Raw genomic sequence first — 21119 nt, forward strand, 5'->3', positions numbered from 1 at the left:
CGCCCCCCGCCCGTGCCACCCTGATCGCCCCCCCCGCCCCCCGCCGCTTCCTCCAGGCGCCCGGCGCGGTGCCGCCCGCCGGCACCGCGGCCGGCCTCACCGCCGCGGCGCCGGCCGCCGCTGCCGAGCCCGCCTCGCGCGGCGGCGCTCCGCGCGAGATCCTGCAGCCGCACCGGGGGCCGATCCACGGCCGGCACTACCTGCCGTCGCTGCCCGACCAGGTCCGCTGGGGGTACACGCCGGCGGTGGGCAGCGATCCCGTACTGCGGATCAGGTCGGGCGAGACGGTGACCGTCGACTCGGTCTCCCATGAGGGCATCCTGGAGGACCAGGGCCGCGACCCGGTGGCCTTCTTCGGCGACCACGACGTGCCGCGCGGGCAGGTGCTGAGCGACGCGATCGCCATCGCCGCCGAGTACGACCGCACGGAGCGCGACTTCGACGCCGACGGCCCGCACGTCATCACCGGGCCGATCGCGGTGGCCGGCGCCGAGCCGGGCGACGTGCTGAAGATCGAGCCGCTCTCGCTGCTGCCCCGCGTCCCCTACGGCGTGATATCCAGCCGGCACGGCAAGGGCGCCCTCGGCCGCCGCCCGGACGGCTCGGCGCCCGACGGGATCACGCTCGACGAGGTGATGCCGCCGGTGGCCACGGACGGCAGGGCCGGCGGCGACCCGGCCGGGTACGGCAACGTCTCGGTGTTCACGCCGGTGCGGCGCGGCCGGGGCGGGGCGCTGAACGGGGTGCTGCCGCTCGGCTCGCGGCGCGGGCGCGAGGTGACGTTCCCGCTGCGGCCGCACATGGGCACCATGGGCGTCGCGTTCGCCGAGGCGGCCGCGCTCACCGACCCGGCGCTCAACTCCATCCCGCCGACGCTCGGCGGCGGCAACATCGACATCAACCTGCTGCGTGAGGGCGCCACCCTCTACCTGCCGGTCTTCGCCGAGGGCGCGCTCTTCTACACCGGGGACCCGCACTTCGCGATGGCCGACGGCGAGGTGGCGCTCACCGCCGTCGAGGGCTCGCTGCGCACCACGTTCCGGCTCACCGTCTGCAAGCCGGACTCGGGCGACGCGCCCTCGGTGGCGTTCCGCTACCCGTTCGGCGAGACCGAGGACGCCTGGCTGCCGGTGGGCCTCTCCGACCCGGACGGCAGCCAGGGCGGGCAACTCAGCGACCTGGACGTGGCGATGCGGCGGGCCGTGGTCAACGCCCTCGACTTCCTGGAGCACGACCTGGGCATGGACCGGGCCACCGGCTACGCCTACCTGTCGGCGGCGGCCGACTTCCACATCTCCCAGGTGGTCGACCGCACCGTGGGCGTGCACGGCGTGATCAGCAAGGACCACTTCGGCTGACCGCCGGGCGCGCCTAGAGCGCGCGGGAGAACACCACCCGGTCGCGCCCCGGTCCTTCGTACCCGGGGCGCGGCTCGGAGACCTCGAAGCCCAGGGCCCGGTGGAAAGCGATGGACGGCTCGTTGACCGGCGAGGTCACCGCCCGCACCGTGGTCCGCCCGCCGGCCCTGGCCTGGGCGAAGAACCGCTGGTACAGGTCGCGGGCCAGGCCGCCGCGGCGGTGCTCCGGGGCCACCCCGGTGAAGTGGATGTACGCCTCGTCGGGGGCGGAGGGCGAGAGGAAGCCGATCACGAACCCGGCCAGCTCGCCGTCGCGTTCGGCGACCAGGCTGGTCCGGTGGAAGTGGTCGAGGAACAGCCGGCCGAGGACCTCGGAGACGGGCCGGCCCCACCAGTCGTCGGCGACCGCGACGATCGCGTCGTAGTCGCCCGGCCGCGCGGACCGCACCAGGAAGGCGTCGGACGTCATCGCGGATCGGCCTCGGGGCGCAGGGCGCGGGCGTAGTTCGCCATCGAGCGCTGGTAGCGCGGCAGATGGGGGGCGAGCGCGGTGAGGGCCACGGAGACCGCCTCGCGTTCACGGCCGACGTCGACCAGGCAGAGCGCCAGCGTGGCGCGGACCGCGTCGTCCATGTGGTCGGAGGTGCGGGCCAGCTCGGCGGTCAGCAGTTCGACGCCGGCCGCCGGGTCGCCCAGGTTCCGCAGCGAGCTGGCCAGTTGGCAGGCCGCCCGGCGGCGCCGCACGCCCGTCAGGCCGAGTTCGAGCGCCCGCCGGTACTCGGGGACGGCGCGCTCCGGCTGGCCGGTGGAGTCGTGGGCGCAGCCGCGCTCGAACGCGGCCAGGGCGCTGTCCGCCGGGAGTTCGTCGGCCAGGCCCTCGATCAGCGCCCGGAACTCGGCCGCGTCGTGCTCGTCGATGGTGCGCCAGGCGTGGGCGACCCGCTGCTCCCAGTTGGGCTCACCGTGGAAGCGACGGTGCAACTCCCGCACCTGGTCGGCCAGTTCCGGCACCGGGCCGGCGACCAGCACGCCGGGCGCCACCTCGGAGATCGGCAGCGTGGCGACCGGCGGCGTCGGAACGCCGAACTCCACGAGCCACTCCCCCAGTTGTTCCGAGGAGCAGACGTAGACGACCCGCCCGAGGCCGACCCAGGCGTGCGCGGCCGCGCACATCGGGCAGTGCTCGCCCGAGGTGTAGACGGTCGCGGCGGCCCGCTCGGCCGGGGTCAGGTTGGCGGCCGCCCAGCGGGCCAGCCGGAACTCCGGGTGCCTGGTGTTGTCGCCGCCGGCCACCCGGTTGTGGTCCTCGGCGAGCACGGTCCCGTCGGCGGCGACCAGCACGGAGCCGAACGGCTCGTCCCCGGCGGCCAGTGCCTCGGCCGCCAGCTCCACACAGCGCCGCAGATGGCGCGCGTCCGCCTCGTCCACCACGGTGTCCTCCCGGCCCGACTCGTCCTGTTCGATCATGCGGCGATCAGGATACGTCGCGGACGTGCGCCGTTCGGGCGGGCACGGGCCGGCCGGCGGCGTGCTGTCCTCGGCGACCTGCGGGCGCCCCTCTACTGGGGGCATGGAACGGGACCCGAGCCCGCCGGCGGGCGTGCCCGACGCGGTGCCCCCGATGCTGGCGGTGGACGGCGAGCCGCCGACCGGCCCGTGGGGCTACGAGTTCAAGTGGGACGGCTACCGCTGTTGCCTGTGCGTGGGCCCGGCCGGTCGCACCCGGCTGACCAGCCGCAACGGCCACGACCTCAGCGACACCTACCCGGAGCTCGCCGGCGTCGTGCCGAGGGCGCTCGGCGCCGGCGGCGGGCTGGTCCTGGACGGCGAGATCGTCGCCCTGGACGACGCAGGCCGCCCCGACTTCGGGCTGCTGCAGCGGCGGCACCAACGGCGGCCGGCCGCTGGGCTGCTGGCCCGGGTGCCGGTGACGTACTTCGCCTTCGACGTGCTGCGGCACGACGGGCGGGCGCTGCTCGACGAGCCCTACGCCGACCGCCGCGAGCGGCTGGTCGGCCTGGGTCTCGACGGCGCGTCGGGGCTGGCCGTGCCGCCGCACTACACCGGCGCGGAGGTGGCGCCCGAGCGGTTGCTGGAGATCGCCCGCGAGCACGGTCTCGAGGGGGTGATCGCCAAGCGGCTCGACTCCCGCTACCTGCCGGGCCGGCGCTCCCGACTCTGGGTGAAGAAGGCGCTGTTCACCACCCGTGAGGTGGTGGTCGGCGGCTGGCAGCCGGGCGAGGGGCGCCGGGTCGAGTCCATCGGCTCGCTGCTGATCGGCGCGCACGACGCGGCCGGCCGGCTGTGTTACGTCGGCCGGGTGGGCAGCGGTTTCGGCGAGGCGGTGCTGGCGGATCTGCGCGCCAGGCTGGCCCCGCTGGCCCGCGACACCAGCCCGTTCGACGAACCGGTGCCCGGCCCGCACGCGCGGCGCGCCAGGTGGGTGGCGCCCCGGCTGGTCGGCGAGGTGGCACACCGCACCTGGACCGCGGACGGCCGGCTGCGGCATCCGGTGTGGCGCGGGCTGCGCCCGGACCGCGACCCGGCCGAGGTCGGGCTGCCGGCGCGGCCACGCGAAGATCGGGAGGGCAGGGCCTAGCGTGGGCTGCCGGCCGTGGAACGGTTGAGCGAGGAACGGTTGAGCGAGGAACGGAAGTCTGATGAGTGACGACGACACCTACGACGTGATCGTGATCGGCGCGGGCCCGGTCGGCGAGAACGTCGCGGACCGCACGGCGGCCGCCGGGCTGCGCACCGTGATCGTGGAGAGCGAGCTGGTGGGTGGCGAGTGTTCCTACTGGGCCTGCATCCCGAGCAAGGCCCTGCTGCGGCCGGCGGCGGCGCTGTCCGGCGCCAGATCGGTGGCCGGGGCGCGGGAGGCGGTGGGCGACCGGCGGGTGGACGCGGCGGCCGTGTTGGCCCGGCGCAACGCGTTCGTCGGCGACTGGAAGGACGACGGGCAGGTCTCGTGGCTCGACTCGGTCGGCATCGAACTGGTCCGCGGGCACGGGCGGTTGGCCGGCCCGCGGCGGGTGGAGGTGGCCGGGCGGACGCTGACCGCCAGGCACGCGGTGGTGGTCTGCACCGGCAGCCGGGCCGTGCTGCCCGACCTGCCGGGGTTGGCGTCGGCCAGGCCGTGGACCAGCCGGGAGGCCACCGGCTCCCAGGAGGTGCCGGGGCGGCTCGCCATCGTGGGCGGTGGCGTGGTGGGCGCCGAGATGGCGGCGGCGTGGAGCGCGCTCGGCTCCCGGGTGACGCTGCTGATCCGCGGCGAGCGGCCGCTGCCGCGGATGGAGCCGTTCGCCGGCGACCTGGTGGCCGACGGGCTGCGCGCCTCGGGCGTCGACGTGCGAACGGGCGTCTCGGTCACGGCCGTCGAGCGGAAGGACGGGCCGGTGGAGATCACGCTGGACCACGGTGACCCGCTGACCGCCGACGAGGTGCTGTTCGCCACCGGCCGGGCGCCGCGCACCGACGACCTGGGTCTGGAGACGGTCGGCCTGGAACCCGGCTCCTGGCTGGAGGTGGACGACAGCCTGCGGGTGGCGGGCGTGCCGGACGGCTGGCTGTACTGCGCGGGCGACCTCAACCACCGGGCGCTGCTGACCCATCAGGGCAAGTACCAGGCGCGGATCGCCGGCGCGGCGATCGCGGCCCGGGCCGCCGACCGGCCGGTGGACGAGGCGCCGTGGGGGCCGTTCGCGGCGACGGCCGACCACGCGGCGGTCCCGCAGGCGGTGTTCACCGAGCCCGAGGTGGCCGCGGTCGGCCTGACCCTGGCGGCCGCCGAGGCGGCCGGCCACCGCTGCCGGGCGGTGGACTACGACCTCGGCGCGGTCTCGGGTGCCGCGCTCTACTCCGACGAGTACCGGGGTCAGGCCAGGATGGTGGTCGACCTGGACGACGAGCGGCTGCTCGGCGTCACGTTCGTCGGCCCCGGCACCGGCGAACTCCTGCACGCCGCGACCATCGCGGTCACGGCCGAGGTCCCGCTGTCCCGCCTCTGGCACGCGGTCCCGGCCTTCCCGACCACCAACGAGATCTGGCTCCGCCTCCTGGAGACCTACCGGGGGTAGGACCCCGCCCGGCCGGGTCGCCGCGCGGACCCGGCCGCCCCCGGCGGGTCCGGCGTCTCAGCCGGCCAGGTAGGGCTCGCAGAGGTCACGGATCTGGTCGTCCCAGAAGTCCTGCCAGTCCACGGCCGCCTCGCAGAAGGCGCTCATGGCCTCGTCCGCGCCGTCCCCGCCGGGCGGCGGGGGCTCGGTGCCCGGCGGGGGCGCGTCGTCGGTGGGCTCCGGGTCAGGGGCGGGGGCCTCGGTCTCCTCGGGCGTGGGCTCGGGGAGCGTGGTCGTCAGCCCCTCCTGCGGGGACGGGTCGGTGATCTCCTGGTCCGGCTCGGGGCCCTCCTCGGGGGAGGCGTCCGAGGTGAGCGCCGGGCGTGGGCCGCCGTCCGGCTCCAGGGAGTCCGCCGTCCCGCAGCCGGCGACCCCCAGCACCACCATCGTCACCATCCCCAACGTCCTCTGCCGAGCCCGCACTTGTCTCCTCCGCCTGGTCGTCCGGCGCACTGTGGTGCGGCCCACTCTGTCAGACGGCCGTCCGGAGATCGGCGGCAGCCCGGAGAAGGTGCGGAGAAGAAGCTGTGGCGGGTTTAGGCTCGGGCGCATGGCTTCCGAGGAGGAGAGCAGCGTCCGCGTCGACAGCTGGATCTGGTCGGTGCGGCTGGCGAGGACGCGGTCGGCCGCGGCCGCCGCCTGCCGGGCGGGGCACGTCCGGGTGAACGGGGAGCGGGCCAAGCCGGCGCAGCCGGTGCGGTCCGGGGACGAGATCCGGGTGCGGCAGGAGGGGCGGGAGCGGATCGTGGTGGTGACGAAGCTGATCCGCAAGCGGGTCGGCGCGCCGGTGGCCGTGGAGTGCTACCAGGACAACAGCCCGCCGTCGCCCCCGCGCGAGCAGTCCCTGCCGGTGGCCCGCCGCGACCGCGGCACCGGCCGGCCGACCAAGCGGGAACGGCGGGACACCGAGCGGCTGCGCGGCCTCACCGACCACTGACCTGCCGCCCCGCGCCGGCGGCGCCTCCGCCCCGCCGCCGCGCGGCCCCGGCGGCCGAGCCCCGCCGCCGGGGTGCCCGTCAGGACGTCGGCTCGACGCCGCGGTCGGCCAGCATGTCGGCCATCAGCCGGATCTCGGACTCCTGGGCCTCGACCATGCCGGCGGCCAAGTGCTCGATCTCGTCGGTGCCCGCCTGCTCCGCCGCCGCCTGGGCCATCACGACGCCGCCCTGGTGGTGCACCGTCATCAGCTGGAGGTAACGGATCTCCGCCTCCTCGCCCTCGGCCGCCGAGAGCTCGGCCAGCTCCTCGTCGGTGGCCATGCCAGGCATCAGCGCGCCGTCACCCGCCGCCTCGTGGCCGCCGTGCGCGTCGCCTTCCATCCAGGACATCGGCGGCTCGCCCGAGCTCTTGTTCCGGCCCCAGACCTCAAGCCAGCCGAGCATCATCCCCCGCTGGTTGGCCTGGGTGTTGATGATGTCGTAGGCGAGCCGGCGCACGTCCTCGTCGTCCGTGCGGTCGCGGATGACGAAGGACATCTCCACCGCCTGCTGGTGGTGGACCGACATGTCCCGGGCGAAGCCCACGTCCGCCGACTCCTCGGCCGGCGCGGCCGCCGCGGAGTCGGCGGGGGCCAGGGCGGTCAGGCCGATCAGCAGCGCGGCGACCACGGCGATGGAGCCGCTGGCCGCGATCAGCCACCGCCGGACGCTGGCACTCATTCCGCGAGCCCCCCGGTGCAGGCGGCGCCCGGCTCCGGCGTCTGGGCGCCCTGGACGAAGGTGTTGAGGAAGGTCTCGACGCGCGGGTCGTCCGCGGTGTCGACCGCCAGCTGGTTGCCCCAGGCCGTGAGCACGATTGGCGACTCCTGGTCGGCCTTGGGGCTCATCAGGGTGTACGTGGTGCTGGAGACGCGGTCACCGAGGGTGGCTATGTCCTCCTCGGCGGCGGCGTCGTTGTAGGTGACCCAGACGGCGCCGTGCTCCAGCGAGTGCACCGCGTTCTCGTTGGCTATCTCGGCCTCGTAGACGTCGGCGTCGCAGTTCATCCAGGCCTGCGCGTGGTCGCCGCCGGCCGGCGGGTTCATGTCGTAGTCGACCTGGCCCTCGACGTGGTTGCGGCTGAGCTCCTCCCAGGTCTGCACGCCCTCGATGTCGGCGGACTCGCCGGACTGCGACCCGGCGGTGTCGTTGTCGCCGTCGGCGTTCGACACCAGCCACCAGCCGCCGCCGACGGTGGCGGCGAGCACCACGCAGCAGGCGACGATGGTGAGGAGGCGGTTGCGGCGGTCGCGGGCGCGTTCCTTCCGGCGGGCCTCCTCGATCTTGGCCCGGCGCTCGGCGGTGGCGTTGCGCTTCCCGGACTTGCCACCGGTCCTGCCGCTGGCCTTGTTGCTGGTCTTGTCGGTTGCCATGAGGTCTGAGTCCTTCTTCCGGTTCCGGCGAACGGGATGGTCCTGTTACGGGGGTGTGGGGTGGGACTTTCCCGTCACGTTCGCTGGATCCGCAGCCGATGCAGGTCGACGGCCCCCGCCCCGTCGTTCGCCGGCCCGCTGATGCCGGGCGCGGCAATGACGCGGGCGGCCGGCGGCGCCGGGTCGGGCGGCGGAACGTGGAGCGCGAGCGGGGCCGGGAGCAGCGGATCGGCCGGCGTGCCCGGGCCGCCATGGCACTTGCTGCCCGGGTCGATGGAGTCCGCCTGCGGTGGGGCGTGGGGGTGCTGCCCGAGATCCGACTGCGCGGCGTGGAGACCCGGTGTCGCGGCCAGGGCGGCGGTCTCCGTGCCGGTGGCGGCGAGGCCGAGGGCGCACAGCACGGCGGCGAGGACGAGGGCCCGCCAGAAGGCGGGCCCGGTGATCGGGCGGTTCGGCGCCATGCCCTGGACAGCCCCGCCGCGCCCGGCGTGGCTGACGTCTGTGCCGCCGGTCCGGCCGGCTGTTCGGGTCATCGACGGTCATCGTACTCATGGCCGATCGGTGATGGCCCGGTGCCGTCATGACCACGGATTGTCGCCGGCGACGCGGTAGCGTGGAAACGGCCTTGTGCAGCAGGGTTGTTGGGGCTGTGTGGGCTCACGGGATCCGATCAGATCACCGTGCAATTGGAATCAATCGGACTTTTCAGACTCTCAGACTCGAAGGAGAGCGCCGAGATGGTGTTCAAACGGCTGCTCGGGGCGATGGGCGTGGGCGGCCCCTCCGTGGACACGATCCTGGACGGCGGTGCGGTCGTTCCCGGCACCACGTTGACGGGGCGGGTCATGGTGCGGGGTGGCTCCATGGACGTCGAGATCACCGGCATCCACCTGGATTTCGTGGCACGGGTCGAGGCCGAGGGGCACGACTCGGAGAGCGAGGGCTACGTCGTCTTCCACCGGGCCACGGTGGGCGGCGGCTTCCGGCTCGCCGAGGAGCAGGAGTTCAGCGTGCCCTTCCAGGTGCCGGTGCCGTGGGAGACCCCGGTCACCGAGCTCTACGGCCAGCCGCTGGGCATCGTGCTCGGCGTGCGCACCGAGCTGGCGGTGGCCGGCGCGGTGGACAAGGGTGACCTCGACCCGCTGATGGTCCGCCCGCTGCCGGTGCAGGAGGCCGTGCTCGAGGCGTTCGGTCAGCTGGGCTTCGGCTTCAAGTCGGCCGACCTGGAACTGGGGCACATCGGCGGCACCGGGCAGACGCTGCCGTTCTACCAGGAGATCGAGATGTACCCGCCGGAGCACTACGCGCACGCCATGCGCGAGATCGAGATCTCCCTGCTGGCCTCCCCCAGCGGGCTCGAGGTGGTGCTCGAGGCCGACAAGCCGGGCGGCTTCTTCAGCGGTGGGCACGACGTCGTCAACCGCTTCGGCGTGGGCCACCACGACGTCGGCCAGACCGACTTCAACGGGCTGGTGGACTCCTGGGTCAGGCAGCTCGCCGAGCGGCACGGCGGCGGTCACGGCGGTGGCTTCTTCGGCGGCGGCCACCAGGGCCACCAGGGCCACCACGACCCGTACGGGCACCAGGGCTACCACCCGCACAAGGAAGAGGAGGAGCGCTCCGGCTTCGGCGCGGGCGCGATGGTCGCGGGCGTGGCGGCCGGCGTGGTCGGCGGCCTCGTCCTGGGCGAGGTCATCGACGAGGTCGGCGACATGTTCGAGGGCGACGAGGACTGACGGCGCCCGCGTCGGAAACTCCCGGCTCACTCGCGTGAGTTCACTCGCGCGAGTGAGCCTTCGCTCGTTATCGACGGCGTGCTCCGGGTCTTGCCCCGGCGACCGGACGAGTCTGGTGTAAGAACGACCGTGAACCGATCTCCGTCGTTCTCACCCGTTCTCGCCCGTTCTCGCCCGTTCTCCTCCCGTTTGGTGTGGGGCTCCTTCGCCATGTCGTTTGCCAAGAAACCGCTACGGAAAATCAACGCCGCGCTCGGCTGGGTGACCGGCTTCCAGGTGCGCCGCACGCGCCCCGGGTCCGCCGCCCCACGCTCGATCGCTCCCCCGCGCGCCGCGGGCACCCGGAGCGTGATCGCGCCGCGGCCGCCGGCCGACCCGGTCAGGGACCGGCTGCTGCGCCGCCCGGTGTTCATCATCGCGCCGGTGCGCTCGGGATCCACCCTGCTGCGGCTCACCCTCAACGCGCACTCCCGGCTGCACGCGCCGCACGAACTCCACTTCCGCCGGCTCGAGGTGGCCCACGCCACCCGCCTCGCCGAGCGCTCGCTCGGCCTGTTGGGACTCGACCAGGCCGAGCTCGAACACCTGCTGTGGGACCGGGTGTTGCACCGGGAGCTGGCGCGCTCCGGCAAGGAGACGCTGGTGGAGAAGACCCCGGGGAACGCGTTCGTGTTCCGGCGGATCGCCACCTGTTGGCCGGACGCCAGGTTCCTGTTCCTGCTGCGGCACCCGGCGGCCGTCGCCCGCTCCTGGCACGAGGCGGACCCGGTGAAGCGCAACCCGGAGCACGCCGCCCACGACGCGCTGCGCTATCTGAACGCCGTGGAGCGCGCCCGGCGCGCGCTGCCGGGACACACCGTGCGCTACGAGGAGTTGACCGGCGACCCGGAGGCCACGCTCCGCTCGGTCTGCGACTTCCTCGACGTCTCCTTCGAGCCGGGGATGTTGGAGTACGGGCAGGTGCCGGGCGCCACCGCCCGGTTGGAGAAGGGGCTCGGCGACTGGCGCGAGAAGGTCAGGTCGGGCCGGGTCCAGCCGGCCCGCGAGCTCCCCCCGCCCGAGGAACTGCCGGCGGTGCTGCGGGAGATCTGCGAGACCTGGGACTACCCGACGTCCGGCCCCGCGGCCGGCCCCGCGTCCGGTCCCGCCGCGGATTCGGCGGGCGGCCTGGTCGGCACCGGGCGGGCGTCATGAGGGGCCACGCCGAACTGGCCCAGGTGTGGCCCCGGGACGGCCGGCTGCGCCTCGTCGGCCGGCTGCACGACCACGCCCCCGAGCCGGCCACGGCCGACGGCTGGACGCTGCGGGTGGCCCGGCGCGGCGCGGTCGGGCAGCCGGCGCTGCGCTACCCGGCGCCGCTCGACGGGGCGGCGTTCGACTCCTCGTTGCCGGTGGCGGACCTGGTGCCGGCCGACGTGTTCGAGCCGCCGGCGCTGTGGGACGTCTGGCTGGCACCGCCAGGAGCCACCGGCGCCGGGCTGCGGGTGGGCCGGCTGCTCGACGACATCAGGAACAAGAAGACGGTCATGGTCTTCCCCGGCCAGCGGGTCACCAGGGGCGAGCTGACGCTGCTGGTGCGGCCGTACTACACGATCAAGGACAATCTCTCCGTCGAGGTGCGGCCCGGGCGATGAAGATCCGCTATCTGCTGCTGCACGCCTACGGGATGGGCGGCACGATCAGAACCGTGTTCACGCAGGCCGGCGCGCTGGCCGCGGCCGGCCACGACGTACGCGTGGTCAGCGTGCTCCGGCGCGCCGACCGCCCCTACTTCCCGCTCGACTCCCGGGTACGGCTCTTCGCCCTCGCCGACCTGCGACACCGCCACGACCACGACGCCGAGCCGGCCGGGCACCGCGGGCCGCTGCGCCGGCTCGCCGACCGCCGGGCGGCCGGGCCGGCGCGGTTCGTGCCGCGCGGCGAGGGCGGCTACGCGGCGCTGACCCGCGGCATCGAGCGCCAGGTCATCGACTACCTGGGCGAGTTGCGGGACGGGGTGCTGGTGACCACCCGGCCCTCGCTGAACCTGCTGGCCGCCAGGTTCGCCACCCGGGGCGTGCTGCGGGTGGCCCAGGAGCACATGAACCTGTCCGTCCACCAGCCCGACGTGCGGGCCGCGATCACCCGCTGGTACGGGCGGTTCGACGCGATCGCCGTGCTGACCCAGCGGGACCGCGGGGACTACCTGCGGATCGCGCCCGACACCCGGGTGGAGCTGATCCCCAACGCGGTGCACTCGTTGAAGCAGAAGCCGGCCACCTGCGCCAGCCGGATCGCGGTGACCGCCGGCCGGCTGCGCCCGCAGAAGGGGTACGACCTGCTGATCCCCGCTTTCTCCCGGCTGGTGGACGAGTTCCCCGACTGGCAGCTGCGGATCTACGGCACCGGGGACCGCGGCAAACAGCTGCGGAAGCTGATCGAGGAACACCACCTGTACAACCACGTGTTCCTGATGGGCCGCTCCGACCAGCTGGACGAGGAGCTGGCCAAGGCCTCGATGTACGTGCTGAGTTCGCGGGCCGAGGGGCTGCCGATGGTGATGATCGAGGCGATGACGCACGCGCTGCCCGTGGTCAGCTTCGACTGCCCGACGGGCCCAGCGGATGTGATCACCGACGGCAAGGAGGGGCTGCTCGTCCCGCCGGAGGACGTGGAGGGGCTCGCCGCGGCGATGCGCACCCTGATGGCCGACGAGGGGCTGCGGGCCCAGATGGGCGACGCGGCGCTGGCCACCGTGCAGGCGTACGCGCCGGAGGCGATCCGCGACCGGTGGACGGCGCTCTTCGAGTCGTTGGCCGGCTCCAGGACCGGGTGAAGGACCGGCCCTCGCCAGGGGCGTCACGGTGGCTCGCCGTCAGACGCGGAGGTAGGCGAGCACGGCGAGCACCCGGCGGTGGTCGTCGGGGGCCGGCGGGAGGTCGAGCTTCGCCAGGATGCTCGCGATGTGCTTCGCCACCGCCGCCTCGGTCACGACGAGACGCCTGGCGATCGCCGCGTTGGAGCGGCCCTCCGCGATCAGCGCGAGCACTTCGCGCTCACGCGGCGTCAGGCGGGCCAACGGATCACGGCGCCGCGCCAACAACTGGCGCACCACCTCCGGGTCCACGACTGTCGCCCCGGCCGCCACCCGGCCGACGGCGTCGGCGAACTCCTCGACGTCGCCGATGCGTTCCTTGAGGAGGTATCCCATCCCCGCGCCGCCCAGACGGTCTTCGAGCAGCTCGTCGGCGAACGTCTGCTCGACGTACTGGCTGAGCACGAGCACCGCGAGTTCCGGCTGCTCCGACTGGAGTCTGCGGGCGGCGCGCAGGCCCTCGTCGCGGAAGTCGGGCGGCATGCGGACGTCGACGATGACCAGGTCGGGCCGCTGCCGCTGGGCGGCGGCGAGCAACGAGGCGCCGTCTCCGACGGCTCCGACCACGTCGTGACCGAACCGCCGCAGCAGGTGCACCATGCCCTCGCGCAGCAGCACGGTGTCCTCGGCGATCAGGACGCGGAGGGGTGGTGGCACGGGATCTCCGCTCTGATCGTGGTGGGCCCGCCCGGCGGACTGGACAGGAGCATTCTGCCGTCGGCGGCGGCGATCCGGTCGGCCAGGCCGAGGAGGCCGGTACCGCGCGCGGCGTCGGCCCCACCCACGCCGTCGTCCTCGATCTCCAGGCACAGCACCCCTTCGGCGCTGCGGGCCGCGATGCGGCACCGGCCGGCTCCGCTGTGCCTGGCGATGTTGGTCAGCGCCTCGGTGACCACGAAGTAGACCGTGGCCTCGACGCCGGGCGACAGCCGCTCTGGCAGGTCGATGTCGACGGTGGCGGGGACCGGGGAGCGCCCGGCGATGTCCCGGACGGCGGCGGGGATTCCGCGCTCGGTGAGCACCTGTGGGTGAACTCCCCTGATCAACTCGCGCAGCTCAGCGAGCGCCTCCTTGGCGAGGGTGTGGGCCTCCCCCACCTCCTTGGCCGCGACGCTGCCCGGCGCCACGTCCAGCGCGGCTATCCCCAGCTTCATGTTCAGGGCGACCAGGCGCTGCTGGGCCCCGTCGTGCAGGTCGCGCTCGATGCGGCGGCGCTCCGCCTCGAAGGCGTCGACGAGCCGCGCCCGGGAGCGGACCACCTCGCGCAACTCGCCGTCCCCTGGGGCGAGGGCGGCCCTGGCCAGGGCGCCACGGGCCCCCGCCCAGGCGCCGATGGGGTAGGCCGCTATGGGCAGCAGGACCGCTCCGGCGACCGGCCCCGTGATCGCCTGCCAGGGCGCGGCGGTCGGTTGGAACGGCGCGGCCAACAGGAACCCGGGGATGCCGATCGAGACCAGGACGACGGCGAGGTCCGCCCAGCCCACGGCCAGGATCGAGACGGCGCCGTAGCCCACCGTCCGCCAGCCGTCGAGTGGCCGCAGCGGCTCGCTGTCTATCAGGGTGAGGCGCCACCTCTCGAACGGTCCCGCCATCAGAACGGCGAAGGCCAGGATGTGGACGGCGGCGAGCACGCACGCCGTCCTGCCGAAGGGGGCGGTCAGCACGCCGAGCAGCGCGAGACCGAGCGCGGTGCTGAAGAATCCGCCGGTCAGCAGATACGTCAGCGACCGCAGGGGCCAGTTGGAGCGGAGATATCCCAGAGGCCGGTAGCTGAGAGCCTCCAGGACGTTACGAGGAAACACCCGTCGACCGTATCGAGCCACCCCCGGGGTGGTCGGTAGTGCCAGGTGGAGTATTTCTTCTCGCCCTGGCGCCAATGCGCGGGCGGGGCACCGTGCCGTTGCCTGGATCCCATGACCTTGACACCGACTGACCCCACTCCCCCTCCCGTTCGGCTCCACGCCGTCCGGAAGCGCCACGGCACGGGAGAGCACGCCGTGACCGCTCTGGACGGCGTCACCGTCGCCTTCGCCTCCGGCACGATGTCGGCCGTGATGGGGCCCTCGGGCTCGGGGAAGTCGACCCTGCTCCACTGCGCGGCGGGCATCGACCGTCCGTCCGCCGGCGAGGTGTGGATCGCCGGCACCGAGTTGGGCGGCCTCGACGAACACGGTCTGACGCTGCTGCGCCGGGAGCGGGTCGGTTTCGTCTTCCAGGAGTTCAACCTGGTCTCGGCGTTGACGGCGGCGCAGAACGTGGAGTTGCCGCTCCGGCTGGCCGGGCGGCGTCCGGCGGCCGGCGCGGCACGGGAGGCCCTGGCCCGGGTCGGCCTCGCGGCCAGGGCCGGCCATCGGCCGAGTGAGTTGTCGGGAGGCCAGCGACAACGGGTCGCGATCGCCAGGGCGTTGATAGCGCGCCCGGCGGTGCTCTTCGCGGACGAGCCGACCGGGGCACTGGACAGCGCCGCGTCGCGCACCGTGCTCGAACTGCTGCGACAGCTGGTGGACACGGAGGGGCAGACGGTGATCATGGTGACGCACGATCCCGCCGCGGCGGCGTTCGCCGACCGTGTCGTGCTCCTCGCGGACGGGCGGCTCGCCGACGAGTTGCCGGGCGGCACGGGAGCCGAGGCGATCGCGGCGCGGACGGCGGCGCTCGAGGTGCGGTCGTGACGGTCCTGGCGATGGTCAGGCAGCGTTGGGTCTCGTTCCTCGGCTGCTTCGTCGCGGTCGCGGTGGGCGTCGCCGTGGTGACGATGAGCGGTCTGATCCTGCTCTCGGGCGGCACGGGCGTGCCGGCGCGGCTCGCCGCCGCCCCGGTGCTGGTCGCCAGCCCTGAGGAGGCCCAGGTCAGCGGCGTGTTCGCCCAGCCGCCGCCCTGGTCACCCGAGCGGGCCGAGCGGTTGCGGGAGGCACTGGCCGCGCTGCCGGGAGTCGACGCGGCGGTCCCCGTCCGCGACTTCTACGCGCAGTCCTTCGGCACCGAGCAGCGCGCCGGCGAGCGGCAGGGCCACGGCTGGTCCACCGCGGCGCTGGCCTCGTTCGGGCTGACGGCCGGCGGGCCGCCGACCGCGGCGGGCGACATCGTCGTCGACCGGGCGCTCGGCCTGCCGCCTGGCGAGCGGGTGGCGATCCTGACCGCCGAGGGTCCGGTCGACTTCACGGTCTCGGGCACGATGGCCGGCCCCGGCTACTACGTCACGGACGAGCGGGCCGCGGAACTCGCCGGTGGTGTCCGCGTCATCGGCCTCACCCTCGCGCCCGGAACAGATCCCGCACGGGTGGCCGAGTCCGCGCGGGAGGTCGTCGGTTCCGAGGGCCGGGTGCTGTCCGGTTCCGCCCGGGGCGCGCTCGCCCCCGAGCAGGACGAGATGACCGGCTGGATCGGCGCTCAGGTCGTCACCGCGATGACGGTGCTCTCCGCGTTCGTCTCCGTCTTCGTCGTGTCGTCGTCCTTCGCCTTCACGGTCGCCAGGCGTCGTCGCGAGTTCGGCCTGTTGCGGGCTATCGGCGCGACGCCGCGGCAGTTGCGGCGCGTGCTGTACGGCGAGGCGGTGTCGGTGGGCGTCCTCGCGGCGGGCGTCGGGTCCGTGCTCGGGCTGCTGCTGGCGCCTGCCATGGCCGGGCTGCTGGTCGACGGCGGCCTGCAGCCGGTGGGCTTCGCCGTGCGGTTCACCTGGTGGGTTCCCCCCGCCGCGTTCGCCCTCGGTCCCGCGGTCGCCCTGGTCGGGGTGTGGTGGGCCTCCCGCCGGGTGGCGCGGGTGGCTCCGCTGGACGCCATGCGGGAGGCGGTGGTCGACACCGTGCCGATGACCAGGGGCCGTTGGCTGTCGGGGCTCGGGCTGGCGGGCTTGGGCGTGGCCTGCGCCGCCGGCACGGCCGTCGCCGGTCCTGACGCCATGGTCCTGTTGGGCCTCGGCACCGCGATGAGTCTCACCGCCGGGCTCACCGTCCTCAGCCCGGCGTTCACCCGGCCCGTGGTGAGCGCGTTGACGCGGCCGCTCGCCATCCGCCCCGGGGCGACGTCCATGCTGGTGCGGGAGAGCGTGCGCACCGCGGTGCGCCGCACCTCGGCGACGGTCGCGCCGGTGCTCGCCACGGTGGCGTTCGCCGTGCTGATCACCAGCACGGTGGAGACCACCGCCGGCGCGGGGACCGCGGGTGAGGCCGCCGCCGTGCGGGCGGAGGCCGCGATCGTCCCGCGGGGCACCCCCGGCCTCTCGGCCGCGGCCGTGGCCGGGGTCGAGGGCGCCGCCGTGCTGTCGACCACCGTCTACCCGGCGGCCGGCGGTTCCGCGCTGCTCGCGGCCGGCGTCTCCCCGGAGTTCGCGGCGGTGCGCGGCGCGCCGGCGCCCGCCGAGGGCACGGTCGTCGTGAGCGCGGCGGTGGCCGGGGCGCACGGCCTGGAAGAGGGCGCGGGCTTCGGCCTCGTCTTCGACGACGGCCGAGCGGAGCGGCTCCGGGTGGCCGCGGTGATCGGCGACGATCTGCCGTACCAGCTGCTGCTGCCGGCCGAGTTGGTGCGGGCCCGTGATCCCTCGGCGCTGGCCGACGTCGTGTTCCGCACCGGTGGGCCGCCGGCCCGTCCGGCGGCGGAGCTCGGCGCCGAGGAGGTCTCGGTCCTGGAGCAGGCACGAGGGGACGACGCGGAGGAGGACGACCTGATACGTCTCTTCACGCTGATTCTGGTCGCCATGACGGCCGGGTACACGGCGATCGCCGTCGGTTCCACGCTGCTGACGGCGACCTCGGACCGGGCACGTGACTTCCGGGTGCTGCGGCTGTCGGGCGCGTCGCGGCGCCAGGTGCTCATGGCCGTGGCGGGAGAGACCTGTTGCGTCGTGGCGATCGGCGCCGTGCTGGGCCTGGCCGCGGCCGCTCCGGCGCTGCTGGGCATGAGCCACGGGCTGCGCGAGAACCTGGGCGTCCCGGTGGAGCCGGTGGTCGCCTGGCCGTGGGTGGTGGGCTCGGTCGGTGGGTGTCTGCTGGTCGGGCTGGCCGCCAGCGTGCTGCCCGCCCGCCGCGTCCTCCGTCAGGCGGGGGTCCCCCGGTCCAGGGGAGGGCGGATGAGCGGCTGACGGGAGCCGGCCGGCCGGTCCTGGACCGGGGGTCTCAGGAGACGATGTCCTTGTTCCGGAAGCCGCGGAAGGCCAGCGCGAACAGCACCAGGGCGTAGGCGACGGAGACCGCGGTGCCGCGGATCATGCCGCCCCACTCCAGCTGCGGCTGGAAGGCGTCGGCCCAGGCGAACTGCCAGTGCGCGGGCAGGAAGTCGCGCCAGTCGCCGAGCGCGGTGATGGCGTCGAGGATGTTGCCGACGATGGTGAGCCCGAGCGCGCCGCCAACCGCGCCGAGTGGCGCGTCGGTGGCGGTGGACAGCCAGAACGCGAGGCCGGCGGTGACCAGTTGGGCGACCAGCACGTAGCCCACGCCGACGGCGAGGCGGCCCAGCGCCTCGCCGGCCGGCAGGGTGCCGCCGGTGGGCAGCTCCAACGGCCCCCAGCCGTAGGCGGCCGCGCCGACGGCCAGGGCCACCAGCGGCAGCAGGACCATGGCGGCGGCGCTGAACAGCAGCGCCACGCCGAGCTTGCTGAGCAGCAGCCGGGTGCGTGGCACCGGCGCCGCCAGCAGGTAACGCAGCGAGGACCAGCCGGCCTCGGCGGCCACCGTGTCGCCGAAGAACAGGGCCACGGGCACCACGAGCAGGAAGCCGGCGGAGAGGAAGAGGCAGGTGGCGGCGAAGTTCACGCCGGAGGCGGTGGCGGTGTCCAGCAGGGTGAGTTCGCCGCCGCCGCTCGGCTCGCCGCCGACCTCGAAGGCCACGGCGACCACCAGCGGCAGCAGGCCGAGCAGCGCGCCGATCACCAGCGTGCGGCGGCGCCGCAGTTGGCGGACGGCCTCCACCCGCAGCGGCAGGGTGCGGCGGGCGGCGTAGCCGGGCGCCGCGTCGAGGGCGGTGGTGCCGACGGCGGCCGTGGTGTCGGCTGTGGTGTCCGGCGCGGCGGCCATCAGGCGCCTCCGATCAGGGTGAGAAAAGCGTCCTCGAGGCGGCGGTGCGGCCCCACAGCGTGCACGGGGATCTCCAACCGCACCAGCTCGGCGAGGAGTTCGGCGGGGCTGAGGCCGTCGAGCCGGATCAGCAGGCCCGTCTCGGCGCGGCCGACCGAGGCGACGCCCGGCAGTGCGGCGACCTGTTCGAGCACCGCGTCGGTGGGCTCGACGTCGATGCCGACCAGCAGGGTGTCGCCCGAGCCGGTGATCTCGCCGACCGGGCCGGAGCGCACCAGCCGGCCGCCGTCCATCACCACCAGGTCGGTGCAGGTCTGCTCGACCTCGGCGAGCAGGTGGCTGGAGACGATCACGGTGCGGCCCTCGGCGGCGTAGCCGGTCATCACGTCGCGCATGGCGCGGATCTGCGGCGGGTCGAGGCCGTTGGTGGGCTCGTCGAGGATCAGCAGTTCCGGCAGGCCGAGCATGGCCTGGGCGATGGCGAGCCGCTGCCGCATGCCCTGCGAGTAGGTGCGGACGGCGCGTTCGACGGCGGTGCCGAGGCCGGCGATCTCCAGGGCCTCGTCGAGGTGGGCGTCGGCGGCCGGGCGGCCGGTGGCGGCCCAGTAGAGCTCCAGGTTGGCGCGGCCGCTGAGGTGGGGCAGGAAGCCGGCACCCTCGACGAAGGCGCCGACCCTGGAGAGCACCGGGGCGCCAGGACCGACGAGGTGGCCGAAGAGCCGGATCTCGCCGGCGTCCGGGGCGATCAGGCCCATCAGCATGCGCAGCGTGGTGGTCTTGCCCGCGCCGTTGGGGCCGAGCAGGCCGAGCACCTGGCCGCGCCTGACCTGGAAGGAGAGGTCGCGGACCGCGTAGCGGTCGCCGGCACCCGCGTAGCGCTTGGTGAGCCCTTCGATCCGCAGCGGGACGTCGGCCAGCAGCGGGTCGGGGGCCGGGTCGACCCGGGCGGTGCCGGCCGGGGCGCGGCGGCGGCCGGTGAGCAGAATCGCCGCCGCGACGACGGCACCGCCGAGTGGCAGGCCCCAGGTCCACCAGGGCAGCGGCGGGGGGCCGCTGACCAGTTCTGGTGCGGTGGGCACGGTGAGCGCGGGGTCGGCGAGCGAGACCGTGTGGGTGGCCGGCTCGTTCGGCGAGGCGTAGCCGATGTCGGTGGTGGAGAGCACCACCCGCATCCGGTGGCCGGCCTCGAACGGGTAGTCGATGGTGGGGAGTCGGACGTCGACGGTGCGTCCCTCGCCGATGTCGTCGACGCGGATCGGGGCGACCAGTTGGGCGGGCAGGGTCTGGGTGCCGCCGTCCGGCGCGACGTCGTAGAGCTTGGCGAACAGCACGGCGCTCTCGGCGTCGGACGACAGGTCGACCCGCACGGAGGGGGCGCCGGTGACCCGGGTGGTCCGCTCCAGCGGCGCGGAGTCGAAGGAGGCGTACTGTCCGGGGAAGTCGAGCGCGAGGCCGAGGCCGAGGGTGGAGATCCGGGCGAGGGCGCCGAGCCCGGGGACGGCGGAGACGCCGGGCGGGGCGCCGCCCGGTGGGTTGACGAAGCTCTGCTCGCCGCCGGTGAGTTCGACGGTGGTGGACTCGCCGTCGAGCCCCGGGTAGGCGTCGCCCGTGGCGCCGCGCAGCAGGGTGGAGCCGTTGGTGGAGTCGAAGCCGCTGATCCGGGTGACGCGGAATCCCGGCCCGGTGTCGGCGCCCGGGTCGTCGCGCAGGTAGCGGTCGAACCAGTCGATGGTGCGCTGCTCGGTCCTGCCGGCCTCGGAGACGCCGCCGTCGTGGCCCGCCCACACCCAGTCGACGCTGACCGGGGCGCCGTTGGCCTCGATGGCGCCGGCCATGGCGTCGGCCTGGTCGAGGGGGAAGAGCGAGTCGTGCTGGCCCTGGGTGATCAGGGTGGGCACGTCGATGCGGTCGGCGACGGCGGCGGGGCTGCGGGCGTGCAGCAGGTGGCGGGCCGCCTCGTCGGGCGCGCCGGCGACGGCCACCCGCTCGTAGAGCGCGCACAGCTCGGGCAGGAACCGGCCGCAGCCCGGCTCTTCGGCGGTCGATCCGGTGGTGGCCTCGGTGGATCCGGTGGTGAACAGGATGCCGGTCCACAGCCGCTTGAAGACGCCCTCGGGGAACAGCGCGTCGGCGAGGTCCCAGTAGGTGACGCGCGGGGCGATGGCGTCCACCCGGTCGTCGTGCCCGGCGGCGAGCAGCGCGATGGCGCCGCCGTAGGAGGATCCCGCGACGCCGACCCGGGGGTCGCCCTCGCCGTCGAGCCGGATGTCGGGGCGCTCGGCGAGCCAGTCGATCAGCCGGGAGACGTCGGCGACCTCACGCTCCGGGTCGTTGAGGCCGATGCGCCCGGTGGAGCCGCCGAAGCCGCGGGCCGACCAGGTCAGCACGGCGTAGCCGGCGCGGGCCAGCCGCTCGGCCTCCGGCCTGACGTCCTCCTTGCTGCCGCCGAAGCCGTGCGCGAGCAGCACGGCGGGGCGGGGCTCGGCGGCCTCGCCGGCGGTGAACAGGGAGGTGTCGATCCGCACGGTCTGCCGGCTGCCCGGCTCCTCCGGCATCTCGAACACCCGGTCGTCGCGCGCCACCTCGGGCCCGTCGTCGCCGGTCGCCGCCCAGGTGCCGACGCCGGCCAGCACGGCCAGGGCGGCCAGCACCCCGGCCAACCGGCGGCCGCGCAGGGGCCATCGCGTTCTCATGTGCC

Annotated in this window: 20 protein-coding genes and 1 pseudogene; 10 read left to right on the forward strand and 11 right to left on the reverse strand. The window is 74.6% G+C overall.

Going from position 1 to position 21119, the window contains the following annotated elements:
* A partial coding sequence (locus ACYVPE_RS11210; protein ID WP_461033342.1) for an acetamidase/formamidase family protein occupies positions 1-1358 on the forward strand: 1358 nt, incomplete at its 5' end.
* Positions 1359-1371: 13 nt separating this feature from the next.
* Here ACYVPE_RS11210 and ACYVPE_RS11215 read toward each other — a convergent pair.
* The 3 genes and pseudogenes from ACYVPE_RS11215 to ACYVPE_RS11225 form a co-directional block, all read right to left on the reverse strand.
* On the reverse strand, positions 1372-1827 hold the full coding sequence (locus ACYVPE_RS11215; protein WP_461033343.1) for a GNAT family N-acetyltransferase: 456 nt from the start codon (positions 1825-1827) through the stop codon (positions 1372-1374).
* Positions 1824-2339 carry a tetratricopeptide repeat protein gene (locus ACYVPE_RS11220; RefSeq protein ID WP_461033403.1) on the reverse strand — a complete coding sequence of 172 codons (516 nt, stop codon included), beginning with the start codon at positions 2337-2339 and terminating at the stop codon, positions 1824-1826. The genes ACYVPE_RS11215 and ACYVPE_RS11220 overlap by 4 nt, the downstream gene beginning before the upstream one ends.
* A pseudogene (locus tag ACYVPE_RS11225) lies at positions 2322-2825 on the reverse strand (nucleoside deaminase); the annotation flags it as partial. The gene ACYVPE_RS11220 and the pseudogene ACYVPE_RS11225, both read right to left, overlap by 18 nt.
* 103 nt (positions 2826-2928) lie before the next feature.
* Between ACYVPE_RS11225 and ligD the strand changes: the two are divergent.
* Positions 2929-3957, forward strand: coding sequence for a non-homologous end-joining DNA ligase (gene ligD, locus ACYVPE_RS11230; RefSeq protein WP_461033344.1), 1029 nt, complete (start codon positions 2929-2931; stop codon positions 3955-3957).
* Positions 3958-4018: 61 nt separating this feature from the next.
* Positions 4019-5434, forward strand: coding sequence for a dihydrolipoyl dehydrogenase family protein (locus ACYVPE_RS11235; RefSeq protein WP_461033345.1), 1416 nt, complete (start codon positions 4019-4021; stop codon positions 5432-5434).
* Between the two features lie 57 nt (positions 5435-5491).
* Here the strand turns inward: ACYVPE_RS11235 and ACYVPE_RS11240 are convergent, their stop codons facing one another.
* On the reverse strand, positions 5492-5869 hold the full coding sequence (locus ACYVPE_RS11240) for a hypothetical protein (protein ID WP_461033346.1): 378 nt from the start codon (positions 5867-5869) through the stop codon (positions 5492-5494).
* A 154-nt stretch (positions 5870-6023) separates the two neighbouring features.
* Here ACYVPE_RS11240 and ACYVPE_RS11245 point away from each other — a divergent pair, with 154 nt between their 5' ends.
* Positions 6024-6410: an RNA-binding S4 domain-containing protein gene (locus ACYVPE_RS11245; RefSeq protein ID WP_461033347.1), complete on the forward strand. Its 387-nt coding sequence runs from the start codon at positions 6024-6026 to the stop codon at positions 6408-6410.
* Between the two features lie 79 nt (positions 6411-6489).
* On the opposite strand, the gene ACYVPE_RS11250 is transcribed toward ACYVPE_RS11245, so the two are convergent.
* The 3 genes from ACYVPE_RS11250 to ACYVPE_RS11260 all read right to left on the reverse strand — a co-directional run bounded on the left by ACYVPE_RS11250 (position 6490) and on the right by ACYVPE_RS11260 (position 8356).
* Entirely contained in the window at positions 6490-7131 is a 642-nt protein-coding gene (locus ACYVPE_RS11250; RefSeq protein WP_461033348.1) for a DUF305 domain-containing protein, read from the reverse strand.
* Complete coding sequence (locus ACYVPE_RS11255) at positions 7128-7823, reverse strand: DUF3105 domain-containing protein (protein WP_461033349.1); 696 nt, start codon at positions 7821-7823, stop codon at positions 7128-7130. Before ACYVPE_RS11255 ends, ACYVPE_RS11250 begins: the two co-directional genes overlap by 4 nt.
* Positions 7824-7897: 74 nt before the next feature.
* On the reverse strand, positions 7898-8356 hold the full coding sequence (locus ACYVPE_RS11260; protein WP_461033350.1) for a hypothetical protein: 459 nt from the start codon (positions 8354-8356) through the stop codon (positions 7898-7900).
* Positions 8357-8560: 204 nt separating this feature from the next.
* Here ACYVPE_RS11260 and ACYVPE_RS11265 point away from each other — a divergent pair, with 204 nt between their 5' ends.
* The 4 genes from ACYVPE_RS11265 to ACYVPE_RS11280 all read left to right on the forward strand — a co-directional run bounded on the left by ACYVPE_RS11265 (position 8561) and on the right by ACYVPE_RS11280 (position 12374).
* Positions 8561-9559, forward strand: coding sequence for a sporulation protein (locus ACYVPE_RS11265; protein ID WP_461033351.1), 999 nt, complete (start codon positions 8561-8563; stop codon positions 9557-9559).
* Positions 9560-9769: 210 nt separating this feature from the next.
* Positions 9770-10753, forward strand: a complete 984-nt coding sequence (locus ACYVPE_RS11270) for a sulfotransferase family protein (RefSeq protein WP_461033352.1) — start codon at positions 9770-9772, stop codon at positions 10751-10753.
* Positions 10750-11193 (forward strand): hypothetical protein, encoded by a 444-nt coding sequence (locus tag ACYVPE_RS11275; RefSeq protein ID WP_461033353.1) that lies wholly within the window; start codon positions 10750-10752, stop codon positions 11191-11193. The genes ACYVPE_RS11270 and ACYVPE_RS11275 overlap by 4 nt, the downstream gene beginning before the upstream one ends.
* A complete protein-coding gene (locus ACYVPE_RS11280) occupies positions 11190-12374 on the forward strand; it encodes a glycosyltransferase family 4 protein (protein WP_461033354.1) in 1185 nt (394 codons plus the stop codon). Before ACYVPE_RS11275 ends, ACYVPE_RS11280 begins: the two co-directional genes overlap by 4 nt.
* Positions 12375-12413: 39 nt before the next feature.
* Here the strand turns inward: ACYVPE_RS11280 and ACYVPE_RS11285 are convergent, their stop codons facing one another.
* Complete coding sequence (locus ACYVPE_RS11285; RefSeq protein ID WP_461033404.1) at positions 12414-13013, reverse strand: LuxR C-terminal-related transcriptional regulator; 600 nt, start codon at positions 13011-13013, stop codon at positions 12414-12416.
* Positions 13014-13045: 32 nt separating this feature from the next.
* Positions 13046-14215, reverse strand: a complete 1170-nt coding sequence (locus tag ACYVPE_RS11290; protein ID WP_461033355.1) for a sensor histidine kinase — start codon at positions 14213-14215, stop codon at positions 13046-13048.
* A gap of 111 nt (positions 14216-14326) precedes the next feature.
* Between ACYVPE_RS11290 and ACYVPE_RS11295 the strand changes: the two genes are divergently transcribed.
* Together ACYVPE_RS11295 and ACYVPE_RS11300 are read left to right on the forward strand one after the other, a co-directional pair.
* Positions 14327-15085 carry an ABC transporter ATP-binding protein gene (locus ACYVPE_RS11295; protein ID WP_461033356.1) on the forward strand — a complete coding sequence of 253 codons (759 nt, stop codon included), beginning with the start codon at positions 14327-14329 and terminating at the stop codon, positions 15083-15085.
* A complete protein-coding gene (locus ACYVPE_RS11300; RefSeq protein WP_461033357.1) occupies positions 15082-17490 on the forward strand; it encodes an ABC transporter permease in 2409 nt (802 codons plus the stop codon). Before ACYVPE_RS11295 ends, ACYVPE_RS11300 begins: the two co-directional genes overlap by 4 nt.
* A 34-nt stretch (positions 17491-17524) precedes the next feature.
* Here the strand turns inward: ACYVPE_RS11300 and ACYVPE_RS11305 are convergent, their stop codons facing one another.
* Both ACYVPE_RS11305 and ACYVPE_RS11310 read right to left on the reverse strand, forming a co-directional pair.
* Positions 17525-18421, reverse strand: a complete 897-nt coding sequence (locus tag ACYVPE_RS11305; protein WP_461033358.1) for an ABC transporter permease — start codon at positions 18419-18421, stop codon at positions 17525-17527.
* Positions 18421-21114 (reverse strand): alpha/beta fold hydrolase, encoded by a 2694-nt coding sequence (locus tag ACYVPE_RS11310; protein ID WP_461033359.1) that lies wholly within the window; start codon positions 21112-21114, stop codon positions 18421-18423. The genes ACYVPE_RS11305 and ACYVPE_RS11310 overlap by 1 nt, the downstream gene beginning before the upstream one ends.
* Positions 21115-21119: the final 5 nt, after the last annotated feature.

The organism is Streptomyces mayteni (assembly GCF_054783955.1).